This is a genomic window from Enterobacter sp. 18A13 (genome assembly GCF_007035975.1).
In the GTDB taxonomy this organism is placed as follows: domain Bacteria; phylum Pseudomonadota; class Gammaproteobacteria; order Enterobacterales; family Enterobacteriaceae; genus Enterobacter; species Enterobacter vonholyi.
Window position 1 is genome coordinate 929,347 of the sequence record NZ_AP019634.1, and the last position, 18,921, is coordinate 948,267.

Here is an 18,921-nt window from a genome sequence, read left to right on the forward strand (position 1 = left end):
AAAAATGCCCTCACAGTGGAGGGCAAAGATGACAACTAGGGGTATCTATTCAGAACATCATCTATCGTCTCCTTTAGATGATGTGGTGCGGTATTACACCCAATAGCTAACTCAGAGAATTAGCTATCAGCTGCTATTCGTCGTCCTCTTCATCACCAACTACGTGATATCCATATCCGCAATAATTCAGAAACTCTTCGTGAGCTGCGTCTGCAATTTCCTCTTCCGTTGCATCATCATCGACTTCGATGTCTACAACCTCGTTAGCGCCAACCCACGAAGTTTCAATTGTCACTCTTACTGTTTTCATCACTCCTCCCCCAGAGCCTTGCTGATGGCTGCGCGAGCCATGTCTTCCCAGCCAATTAGTGCTGACATTGCACCCTGCACGTTGTATCCGTCTTTCATTGCTTCATTCATTTCGCTTACAGCTGACATATAACCCTGCAGAGCTTCGAGCAAATCAGGAGCTGCTGCTATCAGTTGAGCGTTTGCCTTCTGGATATGTTTAAGCTCGCCACTGCATGTTTGCGATACATCAGAATAATTTGGTGTGTATTTGGCATTATCATCTTGCGCTATATAAAACACCTGACCGCCCGATAATGTTGTTTGCTCATCGAATCTCCACGGCCCAGGCGTACCCTTAAACTCTTTCATATTCACCTCTGTGGCTTGCTGCCAAAAGAAGGCCGACTATGCGGCCTCACGTAACCATTTGCGCTTATCGCAACGATTAATCCATGCGAGCTTCACCCAAAGGTCATGAACCCCATCACCGCGAACAGTACTACGGCACTTACTGCGGTAACGCTCATATTCTGCGTCGCATTCTTGAGCAAACTTAATCGCGATATTCATAGCTACCTCGCTGTAACGTTATTAGACTTACGATGACCAGCTGCGAAAAGCGCAACCTCAGGCAGACACACTGCTCCACCTTCAACTTCCTTCTGACGCGCAACAGCATGCGAAACGGCACGTGTCACACGCTCACTACAGCCTTCCGACAGCCGTGAAAATGCACGGTCAATCTTTTTACAGTAGGCTTTCATCTCTTTGTGCTGACGAGCACGTTCGAGTTTACGAATCTCTCTGGCTTTCATTGGATACCTCCAGTGGTTGCTTTGAGATGAATGCACCTAGTTCTCATCAGACTTAGCAGAGTTGATTTACCTAGGCCGGTGAGCGTCTTCTGCAATCCACCCATCGTTGCATTCATTCCAAAGCAACTTCCTTTGGCGGGGACGAATCATCCCCATGTCATCTTGTTAAAGAGCTGCCAATCAGTTCCGTTTGGCTACCAGCGTCCTGCTGATGGACTAACTATATCCAAAGCTATTATTACTGTAAATAGCTAAAGGTATAATTTAATTGCTTTAGGTATTTTGTGTTTGATATCTAAAGGAATTTATTTTTACTGGAAAGTGATATTTTGCGGATTTCAGGCAATAAAAAACCCGCCGAAGCGGGTTTGGTAGGTTTTGTGTGTGTTAGTAGTCGACGACAGACCACCAGAAAATCCTTCCGATGATCTCAATATCGCTAAGGTTCTTTTCTTCTTGTGGGTATTCAGAGGAATTGAAACTTCTGATGCTTATCTTCTCCGGTCCTGAGCGGAAGAGAATCTTGATGCGCTTCCAGCCATTCTCGTTAATGGCGTAGATTTTCCCATCCACTATTTTTTTGTCGTTAGTATTAACAGCTACTGTCGTGCCATCTGGTATGTTTGGCTCCATGCTGTTACCGCGAGCTGGGAAGCAAATAACACCACTTCCGTCACTGTTCGCTCCAACTCTACGAAGGGTTGATTTAGAAAAACGCAACATGAAGCCATTGTGATCCTCATCAATCACTCGGCCATCTCCACATGCAAATTCAATGTCCTTCAGGTAAGGAATTTCAACCTCATCCCCCCTTAAAGGTGTGCTTTCATCCCATGGTTCCAAAGACCCCCATGTACTTTCATGAGGAATAGAAGACTTTGGATTAGAAGGCACAGCACCTTCATCACGCATAGGTTCCGTACCATCAGAAAGCCATTCCGGTCGAACTCCAAGCACTTTCGAAATTTCAAAAAGTTTGCGCGTATTGCGTGTCTTCCCTGAGGTTAACTTCCAGACACTTGGTTGAGCCATGCCAACGGCGTCACCAAGCGAGGCCTGCGTATAGCCTGCCTGCTCCATAGCGTATGTGAGTCTTTGAGCGAGAGTATCTAGTTTCATGCCAACAACCTATAGCCTAAGCTATTTCTAGTCAAATACCCAAAGCTATTTACTTTCTGAATAGCTTTGGCTATTATGGTAATTGAAAACACAGCAGGAGCTATTTTATGGTCAACAAAGCTATTAAATCGGCTATTGACTCAGTAGGAAGTCAGCAGAAGCTCGCTGATGCCTGTGGAGTTAAGCAGCCGTCTGTATGGGCTTGGTTGCACGGGAAGAAAAAGGTATCCGCAGAAAATGCCAAGCGCATCGAAATGGCTACCAATGGAGATGTCCCTGCTTACCTGGTCCGCCCTGATTTATCTGACTTGTTCCCACATCCGAACAAGGCAGCTTAAGCAGTAAGAAGTACCGCTCTTTACACAATCAGGCCAGGGATGTTTCGTCCCTACAACCAACGCATCGACCGATGCGTAACTAACTATTTAACTAAGGAAAATAATATTTTATGGAGCTTGCAAAAGACAGCAAAAAGGTACGCGAAGTGGAAACAGAGCTTCGTGCCCGACTCGTTTCAATGGGTCAGACAAATTTCGCAAAGATGGCGGGATGGGCTGATTCAAAGGTGAGTCGATTAAACATCCACGATATGGCCGTGACTTTCGTTCTTCTGGAGAAAGTCTGGGAGACAAGCCTGATTCGTGAAGTGGCAAGACAGGCTATTGCAGCTGTGATGCCAGAAAGCAAAAAACGCCCAGCGGTAACTGAGCGTTTAGAGCAAATCACATTGGATTTTTGAGTCACTGTGTTACGTCAACAACACTAACTACAGGAGATATTTTAATGCGAAAGCGTAAAAAGTACCAGGAAAAAGAAGAGATTCGACACCCTGATTCACCTGAAGGATTAGTGAATACAGCAGCCAATAACCGGGCGTTCGCAGAGCGTCTTATTGGCGTTTACAGACTAGCCAAAGCAGGAGTGAAGAATGGGCGTCGTTAAGTTAGTACGAACGGAAGAGATGTCTTCCAGGAGCTCTCACTTGGACAACAGAAAGCAAGGTCACTTTGCCATGTTCAGGAGCGCCCTCAATGCTCCATGGTCGAAAGATACGGCCAAGCTTGCATTGTGGGTCCGCCTGCTTGGTGAAGCTCGTTACAAGCCTGGAATTAACGAATTTGCAGGAAGAGAGTGGAAGCTGGAAGCCGGTCAACTGGTAACAACCACTACGGTTCTGGCAAGAAAACTTCGCGATCAGGATGGGAAGGAAAAGAGCCCTAAAGCGGTTGAGAGAATGCTCAATTTTTTCTGCAAGGAAAACATGATCACCAAGGAAGGAAACCCTTTTGGATTAGTAATTTCCATCACAAATTACTGCGAATATCAGGGCATTTCAGGCGTCGAACCTTCCGTCGTGCCATCCGTCGAACCTAAATCCAGTAATGGAGCGGCTTTGAAGCTTGTAGCCGTCGAGGGGGTCGTCGAACCATCCGTCGAACAGAACAAGAAGGTACTTAACAAGAATAATAAAACCCCCCTTAATCCCCCAGAGGGGGTGGAAGCTCTCGCTCTTGATTGTCTGGATTATTACAACGTTCTGGCAGGGGCTAAATGCTCATCGCCTGAAGCGTTTGTGAAAGCCCTTAGCACTGTGAAAGCCAAAGGGGTTTGTTACTCCGTTGATGAGCTTAAGCTGGTAATCAAATGGGCTGTAACGTGCTGGACAAAGCGCAAGACAGCGCCAAAGCCAAACAACATCTGCACCATGACTCGCTTTGATGGCTACCTGTCAGATGCACTGGTGTGGGCTGATGGGCAGGGAAGTAATCCAGCAGCCTGTCCTCATGCAGAAATCATTGCTCTGTGGAACGAGAAATTCCCGACCAAAGCAGTATCACCTCACGAATGGAATCGTCGCCGTCCTGCGCATCGAGATCTGGAAGCTGTCTGGAACGGTAAGACCTCACAAGGAAACTGGCGTGAGTTGCGGCACATGGGCATGGCATTCGACCTGATAGGCAAATCATCCCTGTTCACGACAAAAGGCGATCAGCCCTGGTTAACACTGGACTGGATACTTAACCCGAAAAACTGGGGCTCGGTGTACGAGCAGGCCATCAACGAGCACAAGCAGCGTAAAGGAGTTACTGCATGAGCAGGTTTGTAGATTCATACATCGAGCGCAACGTTCTGGGCTCAATCATGCTTGGGAGGGATGAATTCGCTGATGCAGCTCAGGATGCCATTGAAGGGCTGAGCGAAAGCGATTTTACCGTGTATGCGCACAAGGTCGTATTAAGCACGCTGAAGAAGCTAAACTCAATCGGGTCTCCAGTCGACCTGCTGACTGTCACCTCAGACATTGAAGCTCGCGGAGAGCTCGACAAGGTAGGCGGATTCGCATACCTGGCGGAAACCACGAAAGACATTCCATCGCTTCGTAATCTGCCTGTGTACGTTCAGAAGCTAAAAGAGTTCACATCTGGTCGCATGATGATTCAGATGCTGCAGGAAGGGATTCAAAAGCTTTCTGAGCCCACTACCGACAGCGTGCAAGACATCATCGGCAATATCCAGACCAGCATTGGAGGGATTGAGGCATTCAGCGAGTCAGGTACGCGTCACATACTAGACGGAATTGAAATCGCAATTGACGAGGTTGAGTCAATCATCAATGGCGACATCTGGAAACACCGGACAGAGCTTGGGCTAACAGATATCGACAAGGCGTTTGGTGGATTCAACAACACGGATTTCATCGTTGTAGGCGGTCGCCCTGGTACTGGTAAGACAATGTTCAGCACCACGGTTACTGAAACGGTGGCACTGAAAAGCAAGAAGCCTGTGATGTTCTTCAGTCTTGAAATGCCTATCGAGCAGATTTCTCAGCGCATCGCGTTCCACCGCGCCGGGGTCAGCAAAGAGGGGTTGCTTGGCAAGAATGGCAAGAATCAGGATACCGAATGGGCAAAGGTTGGAAAGTGCCTGGAAGAATTCGGAACCGCACCAATCCACATCAACGACAAAACATCCCTGAGCATTCACCAGTTACGCGCTGAAGCTCGCAGGATGCACAAAAAGCTTGGTGGACTTGGCGTTATTGTCGTCGACTATCTGCAAAAGATGAAGATGACAAACCCAGAAAACATGAATCAGTCAGTTGGTGAGATCGCTACCGGCCTGAAGAACCTTGCAAAGGAATTGCGCTGCCCGGTTATCGCATTGTCCCAGTTGAGCCGTAAGTGTGAGGAGCGCGCGAACAAACGACCGCTTAACTCTGACCTGCGAGAGTCTGGTGTTATCGAGCAGGAGGCCGACGTAATTTTTATGGTCTACCGCGATGAGAAATACAACCCACAAACAGAGCTTAAAGGCGTAACCGAAATCATCTGCACCAAATCACGACACGCCCCTGGCGCAGAGAAAACCTACTACTTCAGCAACAAACACTCTGGTCTTGACCCATACGCATTCGTGCAGAACGAGTTGCGCAGCTATCAGGATGAATACGAGTGTTAGGAGTAAATCATGAGGCCAAAATTTCAGCTTGAAACCATCGAGAAATACGTCACAGAACACCCCGGATGCACCTGTCCCGAAATAATCCAGAACACCAGAATCCCCCGATGCTCAGTAACCTCGGCTCTTTTTCAGTTGGTAAGAAGTCAGGTGCTCAGCAGAGAGGGCAGACCAAAGCACTATCAGTATTACAAGTCAGACAAAGTGGTTATTCGCAATGAGCGAGGTGATCCGATTCCGGACCACGATTTACCTAACCCACTGACTGCATTTATCAACCAAAAACTTAAAGAGGTTCGAGCGTGAGCAGGTTCGAAACGTTAGACAATAACATCATTTCCATTCTTTCCAATCAACCAACGCCCGTTTTCGATATTTGGCTTAAATTCCGGGATGAGGTGAAAGATATAAACGTAATTGACAGGCGCATGCAGCACCTGAAAAAGAAATCGCTAGTTGCAAACATTCGCGGCAAGGGCTGGGTGAAACTGTGACTGCATTTATTAACAAATCATTAAGAGAGGTGCGAAGTGTTTAAGTCCGGACAGTTAATCCGCAGCGAGAGAACAGATAGGTTCTTTATCGTCGACATATGGCCTTTTGCCTATCCAATACGGAACGGTCGTGTGAATCCAAATCCTCTACGCATTGCACACGGCCAATGGAAATTGATAGGCAACAACTACCAAAATCTAACACCCCAGCACGCTGATGGAGAGGGATGATGAAAACAACAAACGAACCTTTTAGCTTGATTATCAATGATCCGGTTGAGCTGACCATGGCATCGCTTAAGTCAAAGCTGATTATCACGATAACTCAGCTAATCAGGCAGGAAGGATGGACACAGGTTGTTGCTGCAAAAAGGCTTGGAGTCAGCCAGCCAAGAGTTAGCAACTTGCTTCATGGCTATGTATCAAAGTTCTCGATAGACATGCTTTTGGAGATGCTCTGCAAAATCGGCTTTGTAGTTGATGTGACATTCAGACCGCACAACACGGAAAGCCCAATAGAAATGACAATCAAAAAGGCAGTAGTTTAGCCAGCTGATGGAGAGGAATGATGAACAAGAAGAAAGCAGACAAATTATTTCAGGAAGCAATGATGGCAGTACACGCAGCGGGTGAAGACCGCGTTAACTATTGTCTCAGCTTTGTACGCGGTTATCTGGATAGCGTAGGAAAGACGGAGATGCTTCACGAGTGGGATGATGGAACGATGCGCGTAAAGATGACAATTGGCGAGCAGGTTCATTGATGGAGAGGAATATGGACGAATCAAGAAAGGCTTTCGAGAGATGGTGGGAAGTTAATTGCCACAATGGGCAACCACCTCGCCATGGATGGGATTTCTGGCGTGATGGTGAAGGATACTCCATAGAAGATGATGAAGAGTTCCAGTGGCGATGGGAGGCATGGCAGGCATCTCGCGCAGCTATCGAGATTGAGCTTCCTGAAGCATGCTCATGCTGCTATAGCGAATCAGAAAAGGAATTGCATGACGCTGCGATGAGTGAAGTCGCTGACATCCTCAGCGCAGCTGGAATCAAAGTGAAGGAGTGAGTATGAGCGAGAAGACAGTAACTTTAACACGTAGACAATACCGACATCTTTGTGACGCGCTACTTAATGTCGTAAATATGGGACAGCAATTCTTGGCTATCACCACAGATGGAAGTGAAATGTCAGAGAAGGCCTTCTATCAGGCCCAGTTGTTAAGACAGGCTATCGAGCATCAGCTTAAGGTCGCATCACTTGAGGGATGAGTATGCAGGAGTTTATTCTGCACGAAACCAATAAGTCACAGTTCTGGTCAGTCCTCAAAGAAATACTCTCTACCGGCAAGCGCTGGCGCATCAAAATATCAGAGTACCGTGAAAAGCGGTCGCTACCTCAAAACAGCCTCATGTGGAAATGGAACACTGAAATAGCAGAGCAACTATCTGCTACTGGTGTCGATCGCTTCAGCGATGAGGAAGTTCACGAGTGGCTGAAAGATATGTTTTGCCCGGCAAAGCCAGTAACCATGTTCGGTATGACGCGCTATGTCAAGTCAACGCGCAGGCTGGATATCGGAGAGATGCACAAATACCTGACAGATATTGACCAGTGGGCGCATCAGAAGGGATTGCGTTTAACCATCCCCGAATGTTGCGAGTATCGGGAACTACAACGAAGGCAGGATGAATGAAATATTCCTGGTTTCACCATCACGACCTCACCAACGAAGAAGCAACTCAGTTAATCACCGCCTACCAATCCCGCAACGTAAAAACTCAACGAACGCTAAGCGCAGACCCACGGTTATGGGTGGTTTCCGCATTGCTTCCAGAGTACGCCAGCGAGCCGAAGGGTAGGAGTCAGTATCAATCCAGAATGTGGAGTTAGCTATGAGTAGCTTAGACGATGACTACGCAGACCGACTCGCTGACCTTCTCGAAGATATGGAAGGTGACGGCGTTGATGCAGTTCAGATGATGATGAGCTGGATGTATGGATTCGTACAAGGACGGTTAGAAGGCCATGAAGGGCAGGCCTACAAGTACCAGTTCGAAGATGCCGACATGATTATCCAGTTACAGGAACCCGAAGAAACCACAGCAGCGAGGTTGCATTGATATGGACTATTCACAGTTATCAGACCAAGAAATTAACGCAATGGTGGGAAAAATAGTCAGCAAAGATGGTCTCTCAATTATCGCATCAGATGGAAATGCTGTTATCCATGAATATGCAGATTGTGGTGAGTTCAAGGGAATATGTCTTGGCTGGAAAGTTTTCGACCCATGCCATAGCCCGGCAGACGCATGGCCGATTATTGAGAGTAATGGAATAACAATAATCAATGATAAGAACTGCTTCCCGCGGGCTACCAATGACTCATTCGCCTTTATTAATGAGCAATATGATGAGTGCCTTCACGCTTTAGCTGGAAACCCTCTCCGCGCCGCCATGATTGTCTTCCTCATGATGCAGGAAGCCAACCATGCTTAGCCAATCAGAAGCCCAATCCTACGAGCAGCAGAGCATACGTCGAACGTTGTGCTGTGCGCGTTGCAATAAAGCGCTCAAAAAAGACGAGACGCATGTCTGCAATGAATGCGATCTGAAGATGTGCATGAATAATCTGGTTTTCCATGTGACCGGAAAAGATATGGAGGACGAAAATGGCTAACGGCAAATCGCCCAAGCCTCGCACCTGCCCAATCTGCTCTACCGAATACATCCCCCGAAGCTCTCTCCAGAAAGTCTGCCACAACTACAAATGCGCCATTGCGTTCAATAAGCAACGCGATGCGGAAATTGCTGCGCGTGAACAACGCAAGCGTGACAAGGAAGCTCGTGCAAAGTGGAGAGAGCGTAAGGCGGAGGTTAAGCCGCTAAAGCACTGGGAAGACCTTACACAGCGAGTTGTGAATGACTACATCCGCGAGAGAGACAGGTATTTGCCATGCATCAGCTGCGGAACGTGGACAACGGTACAGTGGGAAGCGGGGCATTTTAGGTCAAGAGGTAAGGCATCACATCTTAGGTATCACGAAGACAACATAAATAAACAATGTCATCACTGCAATGTGGCGTTGTCAGCAAATCAGCAGCAGTACCGAATTCATCTCATAGCCAAAATCGGCGCAGAACGCGTTGAGGCGCTCGAAAACAACAACACCACTCACCGATACACCAGAGAAGAGCTTGACGCTATCAGAAAGCGTTACAGGGCTTTGCTGCGTGAACTGGTCAGGGCAAGACAGGAGGCAGCGTGACGGACAAATCAAACACCCCGGCAGAGATTAAAGACTTGTGGCGAACGCCACCAGAAATATACCGGGCGCTTAGGTGTGAGTTTCCATTCTTTCTGGATGCTGCAGCTAATCAGGAAAACGCGCTGTGCAAAACATTCATTAGCGCCGAAGAAAACACGCTTGAGGCTAACTGGAGAAGCAAAATGCCAGTTGGTGTCAATCGAGCGTATGCGTGGCTTAACCCACCTTACAGCACCCCAATGCCTTTCGTGAAAAAGGCCGCTCAGGAGAACACAGATAATCATATCGGATGCGTAATGCTGCTACCGGCAGACACGTCAGTTTTGTGGTTCAGAGAGGCCATTAAGACAGCGCATGAGGTTCGCTTTATCACGGGCGGCCGTCTCTCATTCCTGAATGCAGAAACCGGTAAACCAGTAAACGGCAACAACAAAGGCTCAATGCTCATCATCTGGCATCCATATCCACGCTCAGGCGAATGCAGGATGACAGCGGTTGATCGCGATGTGCTGATGGAGTACGGGCGCAAATTTATGAGGAAAGCAGCATGACAGACATAAGCAAAGAGGTCTGCGAAGAGTATCTGGACGCTCTGGTCACCGTGGAGTTATCCGTACGATTCGCACAGCTCGAAGACCGCAAGATTAACGCCACCATCCGCGCAACAGTATCCGAGTTACTCAAGCGCATCCGCGACAAGAAAATCCGCGCCATCTTTGCTGGCTTAGCTCGTCAGCCATTCCCTGATGGAGCCTTGAAGATGATGCGTCGCCAGTTAGACAGCTTAGTAGGAGAACCCGTATGTGCAGCGTAACTAACATTCACGAAGCAATTAAGCAGCGCCAGAGGGATGAGCAAGACCTTAAGGATATTGACTTCCAGATTGCAGATGCGGAGAAGGCAATGGTGATTCTTCTTCATCGTCGTCGTGAGCTGATTAATCGATTGGGGCTCAATAAGCCAGACCATGATCCGGAGGCTGCATGAGACACACACCGATATTAGGCATGGTCAACTTTATCGACGATGCTCATTTCCGCCGCGTATGGAAGCACCCGAAAAAAACCATCAACTCACGACAGAAAGCATGGGTTCACTACATGCTTCAGGTATGGGGAAAGGTTAACGCCGGAGATGATTCTCCAGGTGGTGCAATCAACGTCATCGGTCGCCTGATGATTCGTAGTCAGTGGAGTGATGACAAGGCCAAACAGATTGAGTCTGTCGTCATGCGCCTCTACGAAGAAGATGGACTGCGTGGAGATGCGCTCTATAAGAAAGCTCGCGAACTGGTCATCCCTCAATCATCGTTCAGCAACATCATCGCTCTCGCCAAAGAATCCGATGATGCTGCTTTTGTTGAACGTGTGATGATCAAGACGTTTCACCGTGAAAGCCCCGTCCGCGATGTAGCTATTAAGCGATATTGCAATCGCAATTGCACGCAAGATATCGCCAGGATGATGAATGCAGTCACCGGAATGGACATCCAGTCGTGCAGGCGCAGGGTTGTCTGGTGCGAGAACGTGCTCGATTCAGAAATCTTTTATGCGATGAGGCGCGAAATTGAGAAGGAATTTCCACAGGCAGCATAATATTTAGGTAAATTGTCCTAAATGTATTGCTTTCGCAAAATTGAAGGTATATATTTCATATAGGCTCGGCAGTCAAAGACGAAAGAGCAGTGTGCGAAAGCCGCTTGCGAGCGACGGAATAGGTGAAAGCTTTAGTCAGGGTTAATTACCTTGTCTGCGGTGGTGGGATGGCTCAGGCGTATATCATCACTCCTTCCAAAGTCCGTACACATTCATTCAAAGCCCTGAGTTAATAGCTCGGGGCTTTTTGCGTTCATACCGATAGCAAAACACATCGTCATCGTGGCGGTGTTATCTTGCATGAGGTGGAAGAGTAGCGCTCCTTCCCGTCAGCTCCACGAAACGGAGCCCATAACAGGTAAGAGCATGGCGCGAACTGAGCCCGGTATTTGCCAGATTCCTTAGTTCCTCAGGCCGAGGTCTGGTAAGTATCTTGTTATACGCCGTGCTCTTTCCCGTGGTGATTTACGCTATGGCCTTCTAAGCACGACCTTTCTGAAATAAAGCATAAGTCCTGGCATCCGCTGGGGCTTTTTCATATCTACGCCCCTCCCGGCGCGTATCAAAACGGAGGCTGTATGCCTGACTTTAAAAATCTGGCACGCAGCCTGCTTGCCGGAGCTTCACCGTGGCTGTTAATTGCCATCCTTCTTGCGTGGCTCACTACTGAGACTAAAAACAGTATTGACGACGCGGCTTACGCATATCCGCGAGCTGTGATCGTCTACGGCCTTTCTTCTGCACAGACTGATGCCGAGGTGCTTGCCACTATCGAAAAGTGGAAGGCGGATTCGTGGGGCGCACAAATCGGCGCACTGCGTGTGTTGTGCGAGAAAGATCGTCAGTTTGTTAACTCGTTAGGCGGTGGAGACACCGGAGCGCGTGTATGCCGGGTCGTTCAGTGAGTGATGATAAAAACCCTGATTTCTGGCGCGAAATTATCGATCACGTTAAAGCGGCGTGGCCGCAAATATCGGGTTCATTTCTGGCTGTGCTGATAGCGTACGCGCGAATGATTCACGACGGAAGGACTGGCCGTGACGGAGAGTGGATTGAAGGGGTTCTTTGCGGACTTCTGACGCTTTCACTGACTAGCGCCCTTAGATTCTTTGGTCTTCCTGACGACATAGCCCCTGCTATTGGCGGCGGTATCGGATTTATCGGCGTCCGTCGGCTGAGAAAAGTAGCTTTGCGCGAATTTGACAAACGAACCGGTGGTAAGCATGAGTGAGTTTAAATTTTCTCAGCGCAGCGAGGATAGACTTAAAGGGGTTCATCCTGATCTCGTTAAAGTTGTCCGTCGCGCCCTCCAGCTATCCCATGTTGACTTTGGTATCACTGAGGGTCTGCGTACCCCTGAGCGCCAAAAGCAGCTTGTGGCAGAAGGTAAGTCGCAGACGCTGAAGAGTCGCCACATTACTGGACACGCTGTTGATGTATTTGCATACCCGACCCCCTCCGGCTCGTGGGACATGAAATATTACCGCCAGATTGCTGATGCGTTTAAGGCTGCCAGTGCGGAGCTGAACATACCCATCGAGTGGGGCGGTGACTGGAATACGCTGAAAGACGGTCCGCATTTCCAGCTACCCCACAAAGGCTATCCGGCATAGACACGCAATAGCGTGTCTTTTTTATTTCACCGCGCACCGCATGCGCATTCAAACCACGTCGAACCATACCCTTTGAAATGAGCCTTTGAGGAAGTCAGTTAGTGCTGGCGAGCCTCGACGGGCTGATTTCCTATGCGGCAAAGGTTCATCTCAAAGAAAGGTGCACGCTATGAAATCATTAACCCTCTTCAATCAACCAATCCGTGTCGGGGAAGACGGCATGATCTGCCTCACCGATATGTGGAAAGCCAGTGGTAAAAGTGATGCTGAATCTCCGTACCACTATCTGCGAAACAAGCAGACTAAAGAGTTCCTGGTCGAGCTGGAGAAAAACCACGAATCTGTGGTTTTCACTACCCGCGGAGTACACGGCGGAACCTATGGCGGAAAGTTTGTTGCTTACGATTATGCGGCCTGGTTAAACCCCGGGTTTAAGTACGCGGCATATAAGGTCCTCGATGACTACTTCACCGGAGAGCTTCAGCATCGCAACAGTTTAAGTGCGCAGCTCAACATGAAGTGCCATGAGTTTGACCAGAAGAAGGACATGGCGAGCTTCTGCGGACAAGGGCTCGCTGCATGGCGATATACGAAGCCTGTATTGGTCGCTGAGATTAACACCTTGGCTAACCAACTGCAGATTACGATCCCAGGGCTGCCGGGATGAGTAATCGCGTAATCGAACGCGCCGTAAACCCCGTCATTCATGGCGGGGATGGCGTCAACATGAACAAGGCTGGCAAAAAGAAACCCAGCACAAAATTCTGAACACGCCTCGCTAACGCGGGGCTTTTTTTTTGCCTCGCTCCGGCGGGTTTATTGTAGAGGTTGCAAATGGCGCTTTTTGTAAACGGCGTTCAGATAGGCCCCGGAAAGCCAGGAAAGGATGGTCCACCCGGTCCGGCTAACAGCCTGTCCATAGCTGCCGTCGAGACGCTCCCGCCAGGATCTGCCGCAGAGGCTGTGATTACGGGAACTGCCCCTTCGCAGCAGTTGAGTCTAAAAATACCGCGCGGCGATGTAGGACCGGCAGGTCTTGAATGGCGCGGCGTGTGGAATGCAGGAACGGCATATGTAGCGGATGATGCCGTCAGCTACGACGGTACATCGTACTTCTGCCTCACGGCAAACACAGGGCAGCAGCCAACAGGGCTGGTAACTGATTCGTATTGGGCAGTCCTGTCTCTGCATGGCGCGGCTGGCCCGGCAAACGTCATCACAATTGGCAATGTTACTACCCTCCCGCCAGGCACTCCTGCAACTGCTGACTTAACCGGAGCTTCGCCGAGCCAAGTTCTTAATCTCGGCATCCCATCTGGAGAGCCAGCGGTAATAGTAAATACCGTTTCCGCAGAGACGGATATCCCAACCGGGGTGACGGGTTTTTATTTTGTGTCAAACAGTGAGAAAGGTGATTCGCAGATGTATCTGCTTGTCGGTGGGGTGCGGTACTGGATGGCGATGGTGAGAGACTGATATGAGCACACGATTTCCTGTAGAGAATAAACCAGTATCAGCGGCAGGTCTGACTGATTTTAGCGGAATGACGACAGCCGGTGTTGCTGTGACGATCATGACTGATGATGCAACGGCAACTGAGTACCGACTCCAGAACCTTTCTCAGACTCAAACCCTCTGGTTCAACGATACTGGCGGAACTGCCAGCGCATACACGCCAGGAAGCTATGCATTACTTCCACTTGGGTACTATGAAGGGCGCTCAACAAAAGCAGTGTCGCTTTACTGCGCGTCAGCAATTCCGTTCAGCGCAGCGAGATACTAATCATGCCGATGAATAATCAGACATCAACAACGTCTGCAACCGGAACCAGCAATTCACGCCCACTGTCAGAGTGGATGTCGCAGTTGCGGCAGATGCAAAAAGCGCCCGTCATGACGGGGCCAGTGCCAGTAATGAGTCTCCCGCCAGTGGCAACTCTGACAAAAGGCACTGGCGCATCTGGTGTGACCATCACTGCGGGTGGCTCTGGGTATGTTTCCGGCGAAACTCTGACGGTAACGGGTGGTGCTTTTGCTGCCCCGTCACGACTGCGTATTACGGGAGTTGACGGAAGCGGCGCTATTACGGCGGTAGCAGTAACTACCCCAGGCGTTTATACGACAACGCCATCCAACCCCGTTTCTGTAACGGGAGGAAGCGGTACTGGTGCGACATTCACGCTGACATGGAACGTTGGGGTGGCGAGCTCTATTGGCGGCGTTACGTGGAGCCGCACCAGCCCTGCGTTTAAGTACATCGGCTATGCGCCGAAAGACGTTGTTGCTGGCTATCGCGGCAACACTACATGGGGCGTTGATACACAGGCCATCATTGAGTTTGTCAGTGACGCCCCTGTGCTTGACTTCCGATTTGTCGGTTACAACTCACAATACGATTTATTCGTCGACGGGCAGCGAATCGCCAACCGCAGTGTTAAAACTGATTCATCCGGGCAGCCGCACATTTATACTGTAGATTGGTCTGGTGTAGTTAAGCCCCGCACGTATCGCCTCAGCGGCCTGAATATGGCGTTCGGGGGCGTAGTGACTGGCGGCAACTACGGGGTCTGGTATCCAGCTGGTAGCAATCGCCCGTTTATCTGGCAGCTCGGTGACTCATACACATTCGGCAACGGCGCGACTCAGGCGAATTTCGCTGAGTTCCGCGTGATGTGCGACATGCTGGGTCTGGACGGCATTGCGGACGGTATCGGCGGCGCGGGCTGGACGTCATCGGGTTCTACGCAGCCGCAGCAGCGCATTCAGAATAAGCTCACGTCAATCACTTTTACGCCCGAAATTATTACGCTGGCGTTGGGTTACAACGACGCCGCGGGCGGGAATATTTCACGACTGCAAACAAACTGGCGAGAATCAGTCGCGCTTATTCGTCAGCTCTGCCCGCTCGCAAAAGTCATTCAGATTGGTCCTGCCACGCCGATTGGCTCGACGGGTCAGATTTCCGCTGTACGTACAGCGCTGATGGACTTGTGCGCGGAAGCTGGCATTCCGTTCATTGATGTGAATGACTGGATCAACGCGAACAACAAACAGCTTTACACTGACGGCGACTTAGTGCATCCGAACGACGCAGGGCACTGGTTCCGTGGCTCCCGTCTCGCTGCGGCCATTTCTGAGCTGACAGGTTTTGGCATCGCAACGCCGTACCGAGATGCTCTGGACAATCTCAATTTTAGCGCCGGAGACGTCACGACGCTTCCTGCTGGAAGTCCGGCGACAGCCACACTGAGAGCAACACCGACCGGGCAAAAGCTGGATTTGGGTATACCAGCAGGTGGTTCTTCCGTTATCAGTGAAGGTAATGGATTTGTTGCAGTTGTTGCCCGAATGCAGTCTGCCGCGCAGTCTGTACCAAACGCCACGGATACAGTCATTAACTACGACACAGCGGACTCATCGCTGGAACTGAATCCGGCGAGCGCTGGCATTTCGTTCGCAAATGGTCGTGTGACAAACACATCAACAGCAAGTATCACGCTCCTCGTTTCCGCACAGAACGTATGGCAGCAGAATACTGCCGGATATCGTCAGATGTGGCTGCGAATGAAGGACGGAACGCGCCTGGGAAGTTCTCAGGCAGGCGGTACGGCTGGCGAAGGGACGATGATGAACATCGAAACTGTCGTCACGCTGAAGCCCACAGAGTACTTTGATGTCATGGGTTGGCAGGATTCCGGCGGAACGCTGAGTATCAACGGAACAAGCACCGGACTGACTGCGCCATATGTCGGGCGATTGCTGATTGCGCGACTGCAAGTTACGGGTAATAACAATATCGCTATCGGCACTGTAACCACGCTGGCGGCTGGTGAGCCTGCGCGGGCAGAGATTACTGGTAACGCCCCTAATCAGGTGCTCAACTTGTGGCTTCCGGAGGGTGCTCCGGGAACAGGTGGCGGTGGTGCTCCGCTTGCAACAAACTATGACAAGCTGGACACAACGAAAGCACTGACGGGTGCAGCAACTGAACCTCGCATTTTGTCGGCGATTTCGGAAGCGCAGGCGACTCGTCGCCAGGTTGGCGTCTGGAACGCGGCAACAAACACCCCAACACTCACAAACCCGCCGACTACATTTAGCGGAACTGCGCTGAAGGTGGGTGATTTTGTTGAAGTTACGACCGCTGGAACGCAGTTTGGTATCGCCTGGGCCGTTAGTGATATTGCAAAGGTCGTACTGGCAAATGATGGCGTCACCCTGGCCTGGTACAAAGACCCTGTCCAGATGGACAAGTTTGACAGTAAAAACGTGTGGGCGTCTCAGGCGGCAGGTAGTGACGCAAACTCAGGCTCGCTGTATCGTCCGAAGGCGACCTTGACGGGGGCGCTATCCGTTGTGGCCCAGCCTGGAGATATTAATCTTGCATCCGGTAGTTACACGGCGACTGCGCTGTCAGTCAGCAAGCAGAACATTAATATCATCGGTCGTGGCGTTAACAGTAACAACAACGTTGAAATCGTTGGCAGTATCACAACCGCCGCAACACGCATCAGACTGAAAAATGTGTTCTTCACGAACGCTGCTTCACCAGCCTTTACGTGGAACGAGTCCGGTGGAGCGCACCATCTGGAGCAGGTTGCCATATCAACCGGGCAGGCAGGTGCCGCGTTTGTCGCCAGCGCCACAGCTAGCGGGTTTGCAACTATTGCGAACTGCGACTTTACAGGCTCAATAGCTGCATCGAGCGTTGTACTTAATAACCTCAACGCCGGGCTGGCGTGCTCAACGACAATTGTGAACACAAGTGGTGTCCGGTTGAGTGTGGGAGCAGGGCATACGGTATATATCCTTGCATGTTCGGGTCTGCAAATCGTCAGCAACAACGGGACTGTTGTATATCTCGATAACTTGCTTGTTCGCTCAGTATTGACAAGTCAGGCGCAACTCACAGCGCTTCTTGCTGACACATCGACTTCGACGGACGGCTACTACATCTGCGACTTTGCATCGCCGACAGTAGGGGCACGAGGGGATTTGCTGCTTAAAATCTCCGTAAATGGCATCGCAACGAGTGTGGCCGTACATCGCAGTTACGCGAACTGCCCTGCGACACTGCCCGTAATGTTCGGAGCCACGACGCAGACGCTGTTTAAGTACAGTAGTGGATGGAAGAACCTGGGGGATATATACCCAGCATCATCCACAATTACGGCAACGCGGACACTGACAGCGTGGGGTGGGTTCTACGATGTTACTGCGGGTACAACAGCAGTCAACATCACGCTCCCTGCTATCACGACAACGGTTGATTTTTCTCAGGTACAGTTTAGACGTACAGAGAAAACAACGGGGACGGTGACGATCACTCCGCCATCAGGCGTGACAATTAACGGGAGCGCGTCAGTCAGGCTGGAGCACGGTCAGATTGTAAAAATCAGGGCTGTCAGCACAACGGACTTGCTTGCTGAGTTCTCTGAGCGCATCCCGGCTGTATGTCTGATCGGGAAGCGGTATAACGGTCAGTTGTCTGGTAACAACTGGTGGGGAATCCAGTTCCCGTCAAACGCTGCGGGCTTCAGTAAGACTGACCCTCTGGCAATGCACAATGCAGGGACAGAGTGGCGCATCGATATCAAGCGTTCTGGCACGTATGAGATATCCGCTGGCTATCGAGTTCAGGATACTAACAACGTAACTCAGACTGGGATCTGGCTGAAGATTAACGGTGCAGATAGCGGACTAAACACGTGGGTAGAAAACGCCACATGGTCGCAAAACATTTGCCAAGCGACATGGACTGTTAATCTGAACGCCGGGGACTATCTCGAAGTCTTCGGACAGCCCGCATCGAGTACGTCAGGAACAATTGATATCCAGTGGGCCTACTTCAACGCAAAAATGTGGTGACAACCAACCCCGCTCCGGCGGGGTTTTTAATGGTGGAAAAATGAAACTCATTGATAACGCGCCACATCTCTGGAAGATGTGGTCGGTACGTATCATGGCTGCTATGGCACTGGGTGCATCAGTCTGGGATCAGATCCCGCCGGATGTTAAATCACTAATCCCGCAAAACTGGTTGCCGTACATCGTCTCTGGTGCTTCTGTGCTCGGCATCATTGCGCGAGCTATTAAGCAGTTTGACAAAAAGTGACAACAGAAAAGTCCTCGCTTCGGCGGGGATTTTTTTCATCAAACTATCGCCATGCCCGGCGCACTCAAAACACAAAGCCTTACAGAAATAAGTCTCGGAGAAACACCGTTATAAGCGGCGGCTTCTTTGTGGGCGGTCTTTCTGGGCAACG

At 50.1% G+C, this 18,921-nt stretch carries 30 protein-coding genes; 26 read left to right on the top strand and 4 right to left on the bottom strand.

The features are described from left to right. Window positions 1–133: 133 nt before the first annotated feature. The 4 genes from FOY93_RS23500 to FOY93_RS04475 form a co-directional block, all read right to left on the bottom strand. Window positions 134–310 (bottom strand): DUF7167 family protein, encoded by a 177-nt coding sequence (locus FOY93_RS23500; RefSeq protein ID WP_172621904.1) that lies wholly within the window; start codon window positions 308–310, stop codon window positions 134–136. Beyond that, the gene (locus tag FOY93_RS04465) at window positions 310–660 is read right to left on the bottom strand and encodes an XkdD/Y8K6 family phage-associated protein (RefSeq protein WP_143344683.1); all 351 of its coding nucleotides are present in this window, start codon (window positions 658–660) and stop codon (window positions 310–312) included. The genes FOY93_RS23500 and FOY93_RS04465 overlap by 1 nt, the downstream gene beginning before the upstream one ends. Before the next feature lie 203 nt (window positions 661–863). Next, window positions 864–1,106 (bottom strand): transcriptional antitermination N peptide, encoded by a 243-nt coding sequence (locus tag FOY93_RS24020; RefSeq protein ID WP_143344684.1) that lies wholly within the window; start codon window positions 1,104–1,106, stop codon window positions 864–866. 387 nt (window positions 1,107–1,493) lie between these two features. Continuing rightward, a complete protein-coding gene (locus FOY93_RS04475) occupies window positions 1,494–2,225 on the bottom strand; it encodes an XRE family transcriptional regulator (RefSeq protein ID WP_232057372.1) in 732 nt (243 codons plus the stop codon). 107 nt (window positions 2,226–2,332) lie between these two features. Here FOY93_RS04475 and FOY93_RS04480 point away from each other — a divergent pair, with 107 nt between their 5' ends. From FOY93_RS04480 to FOY93_RS04610, 26 genes are all read left to right on the top strand, one after another. Continuing rightward, the gene (locus FOY93_RS04480) at window positions 2,333–2,563 is read left to right on the top strand and encodes a transcriptional regulator (protein ID WP_143344685.1); all 231 of its coding nucleotides are present in this window, start codon (window positions 2,333–2,335) and stop codon (window positions 2,561–2,563) included. A gap of 110 nt (window positions 2,564–2,673) precedes the next feature. Then, entirely contained in the window at window positions 2,674–2,964 is a 291-nt protein-coding gene (locus FOY93_RS04485) for a CII family transcriptional regulator (RefSeq protein ID WP_063428028.1), read from the top strand. Between the two features lie 44 nt (window positions 2,965–3,008). Next, entirely contained in the window at window positions 3,009–3,167 is a 159-nt protein-coding gene (locus tag FOY93_RS23505) for a hypothetical protein (RefSeq protein ID WP_045408365.1), read from the top strand. A 40-nt stretch (window positions 3,168–3,207) separates the two neighbouring features. After that, window positions 3,208–4,320, top strand: a complete 1,113-nt coding sequence (locus tag FOY93_RS23510) for a replication protein (protein WP_232057373.1) — start codon at window positions 3,208–3,210, stop codon at window positions 4,318–4,320. Further along, the gene (locus FOY93_RS04495; protein ID WP_143344686.1) at window positions 4,317–5,684 is read left to right on the top strand and encodes a replicative DNA helicase; all 1,368 of its coding nucleotides are present in this window, start codon (window positions 4,317–4,319) and stop codon (window positions 5,682–5,684) included. Before FOY93_RS23510 ends, FOY93_RS04495 begins: the two co-directional genes overlap by 4 nt. 302 nt (window positions 5,685–5,986) lie before the next feature. Next, entirely contained in the window at window positions 5,987–6,178 is a 192-nt protein-coding gene (locus tag FOY93_RS04500; RefSeq protein ID WP_143344687.1) for a hypothetical protein, read from the top strand. A gap of 227 nt (window positions 6,179–6,405) precedes the next feature. Next, window positions 6,406–6,726 (top strand): helix-turn-helix domain-containing protein, encoded by a 321-nt coding sequence (locus FOY93_RS04505; RefSeq protein WP_197737688.1) that lies wholly within the window; start codon window positions 6,406–6,408, stop codon window positions 6,724–6,726. A gap of 17 nt (window positions 6,727–6,743) precedes the next feature. Next, on the top strand, window positions 6,744–6,941 hold the full coding sequence (locus FOY93_RS04510) for a hypothetical protein (protein WP_232057374.1): 198 nt from the start codon (window positions 6,744–6,746) through the stop codon (window positions 6,939–6,941). 11 nt (window positions 6,942–6,952) lie between these two features. Beyond that, window positions 6,953–7,246: a phiTE_015 family protein gene (locus FOY93_RS04515; RefSeq protein ID WP_143344688.1), complete on the top strand. Its 294-nt coding sequence runs from the start codon at window positions 6,953–6,955 to the stop codon at window positions 7,244–7,246. A gap of 2 nt (window positions 7,247–7,248) precedes the next feature. Beyond that, a complete protein-coding gene (locus FOY93_RS04520) occupies window positions 7,249–7,449 on the top strand; it encodes a hypothetical protein (protein WP_143344689.1) in 201 nt (66 codons plus the stop codon). Window positions 7,450–7,451: 2 nt separating this feature from the next. Further along, window positions 7,452–7,874 carry a YbcN family protein gene (locus FOY93_RS04525; protein ID WP_143344690.1) on the top strand — a complete coding sequence of 141 codons (423 nt, stop codon included), beginning with the start codon at window positions 7,452–7,454 and terminating at the stop codon, window positions 7,872–7,874. Between the two features lie 199 nt (window positions 7,875–8,073). After that, window positions 8,074–8,301, top strand: coding sequence for a hypothetical protein (locus tag FOY93_RS04535; protein WP_143344692.1), 228 nt, complete (start codon window positions 8,074–8,076; stop codon window positions 8,299–8,301). Between the two features lies 1 nt (window position 8,302). Next, window positions 8,303–8,677, top strand: a complete 375-nt coding sequence (locus FOY93_RS04540; protein ID WP_143344693.1) for a phage protein NinX family protein — start codon at window positions 8,303–8,305, stop codon at window positions 8,675–8,677. Between the two features lie 173 nt (window positions 8,678–8,850). Further along, window positions 8,851–9,447, top strand: coding sequence for a recombination protein NinG (locus FOY93_RS04550; RefSeq protein WP_143344695.1), 597 nt, complete (start codon window positions 8,851–8,853; stop codon window positions 9,445–9,447). Further along, entirely contained in the window at window positions 9,444–9,998 is a 555-nt protein-coding gene (locus FOY93_RS04555) for a phage N-6-adenine-methyltransferase (RefSeq protein ID WP_143344696.1), read from the top strand. Before FOY93_RS04550 ends, FOY93_RS04555 begins: the two co-directional genes overlap by 4 nt. After that, entirely contained in the window at window positions 9,995–10,261 is a 267-nt protein-coding gene (locus tag FOY93_RS04560) for a DUF7740 domain-containing protein (protein WP_143344697.1), read from the top strand. The genes FOY93_RS04555 and FOY93_RS04560 overlap by 4 nt, the downstream gene beginning before the upstream one ends. Continuing rightward, window positions 10,249–10,434 carry a hypothetical protein gene (locus FOY93_RS04565; protein WP_143344698.1) on the top strand — a complete coding sequence of 62 codons (186 nt, stop codon included), beginning with the start codon at window positions 10,249–10,251 and terminating at the stop codon, window positions 10,432–10,434. The genes FOY93_RS04560 and FOY93_RS04565 overlap by 13 nt, the downstream gene beginning before the upstream one ends. Then, on the top strand, window positions 10,431–11,042 hold the full coding sequence (locus FOY93_RS04570; protein ID WP_143344699.1) for a hypothetical protein: 612 nt from the start codon (window positions 10,431–10,433) through the stop codon (window positions 11,040–11,042). Before FOY93_RS04565 ends, FOY93_RS04570 begins: the two co-directional genes overlap by 4 nt. 578 nt (window positions 11,043–11,620) lie before the next feature. Beyond that, window positions 11,621–11,947: a hypothetical protein gene (locus tag FOY93_RS04575; RefSeq protein WP_143344700.1), complete on the top strand. Its 327-nt coding sequence runs from the start codon at window positions 11,621–11,623 to the stop codon at window positions 11,945–11,947. Continuing rightward, complete coding sequence (locus FOY93_RS04580) at window positions 11,929–12,273, top strand: phage holin, lambda family (protein WP_143344701.1); 345 nt, start codon at window positions 11,929–11,931, stop codon at window positions 12,271–12,273. Before FOY93_RS04575 ends, FOY93_RS04580 begins: the two co-directional genes overlap by 19 nt. Then, entirely contained in the window at window positions 12,266–12,655 is a 390-nt protein-coding gene (locus tag FOY93_RS04585) for a M15 family metallopeptidase (RefSeq protein WP_143344702.1), read from the top strand. Before FOY93_RS04580 ends, FOY93_RS04585 begins: the two co-directional genes overlap by 8 nt. 169 nt (window positions 12,656–12,824) lie before the next feature. Beyond that, a complete protein-coding gene (locus FOY93_RS04590) occupies window positions 12,825–13,322 on the top strand; it encodes a KilA-N domain-containing protein (RefSeq protein WP_143344703.1) in 498 nt (165 codons plus the stop codon). Between the two features lie 167 nt (window positions 13,323–13,489). Then, window positions 13,490–14,131, top strand: coding sequence for a carbohydrate-binding protein (locus tag FOY93_RS04595; RefSeq protein WP_143344704.1), 642 nt, complete (start codon window positions 13,490–13,492; stop codon window positions 14,129–14,131). Between the two features lies 1 nt (window position 14,132). Continuing rightward, window positions 14,133–14,438: a hypothetical protein gene (locus FOY93_RS04600; RefSeq protein ID WP_143344705.1), complete on the top strand. Its 306-nt coding sequence runs from the start codon at window positions 14,133–14,135 to the stop codon at window positions 14,436–14,438. 2 nt (window positions 14,439–14,440) lie between these two features. Further along, complete coding sequence (locus FOY93_RS04605) at window positions 14,441–18,523, top strand: SGNH/GDSL hydrolase family protein (RefSeq protein ID WP_143344706.1); 4,083 nt, start codon at window positions 14,441–14,443, stop codon at window positions 18,521–18,523. A 40-nt stretch (window positions 18,524–18,563) separates the two neighbouring features. Further along, window positions 18,564–18,770 (top strand): DUF7940 domain-containing protein, encoded by a 207-nt coding sequence (locus tag FOY93_RS04610; protein WP_143344707.1) that lies wholly within the window; start codon window positions 18,564–18,566, stop codon window positions 18,768–18,770. Window positions 18,771–18,921: the final 151 nt, after the last annotated feature.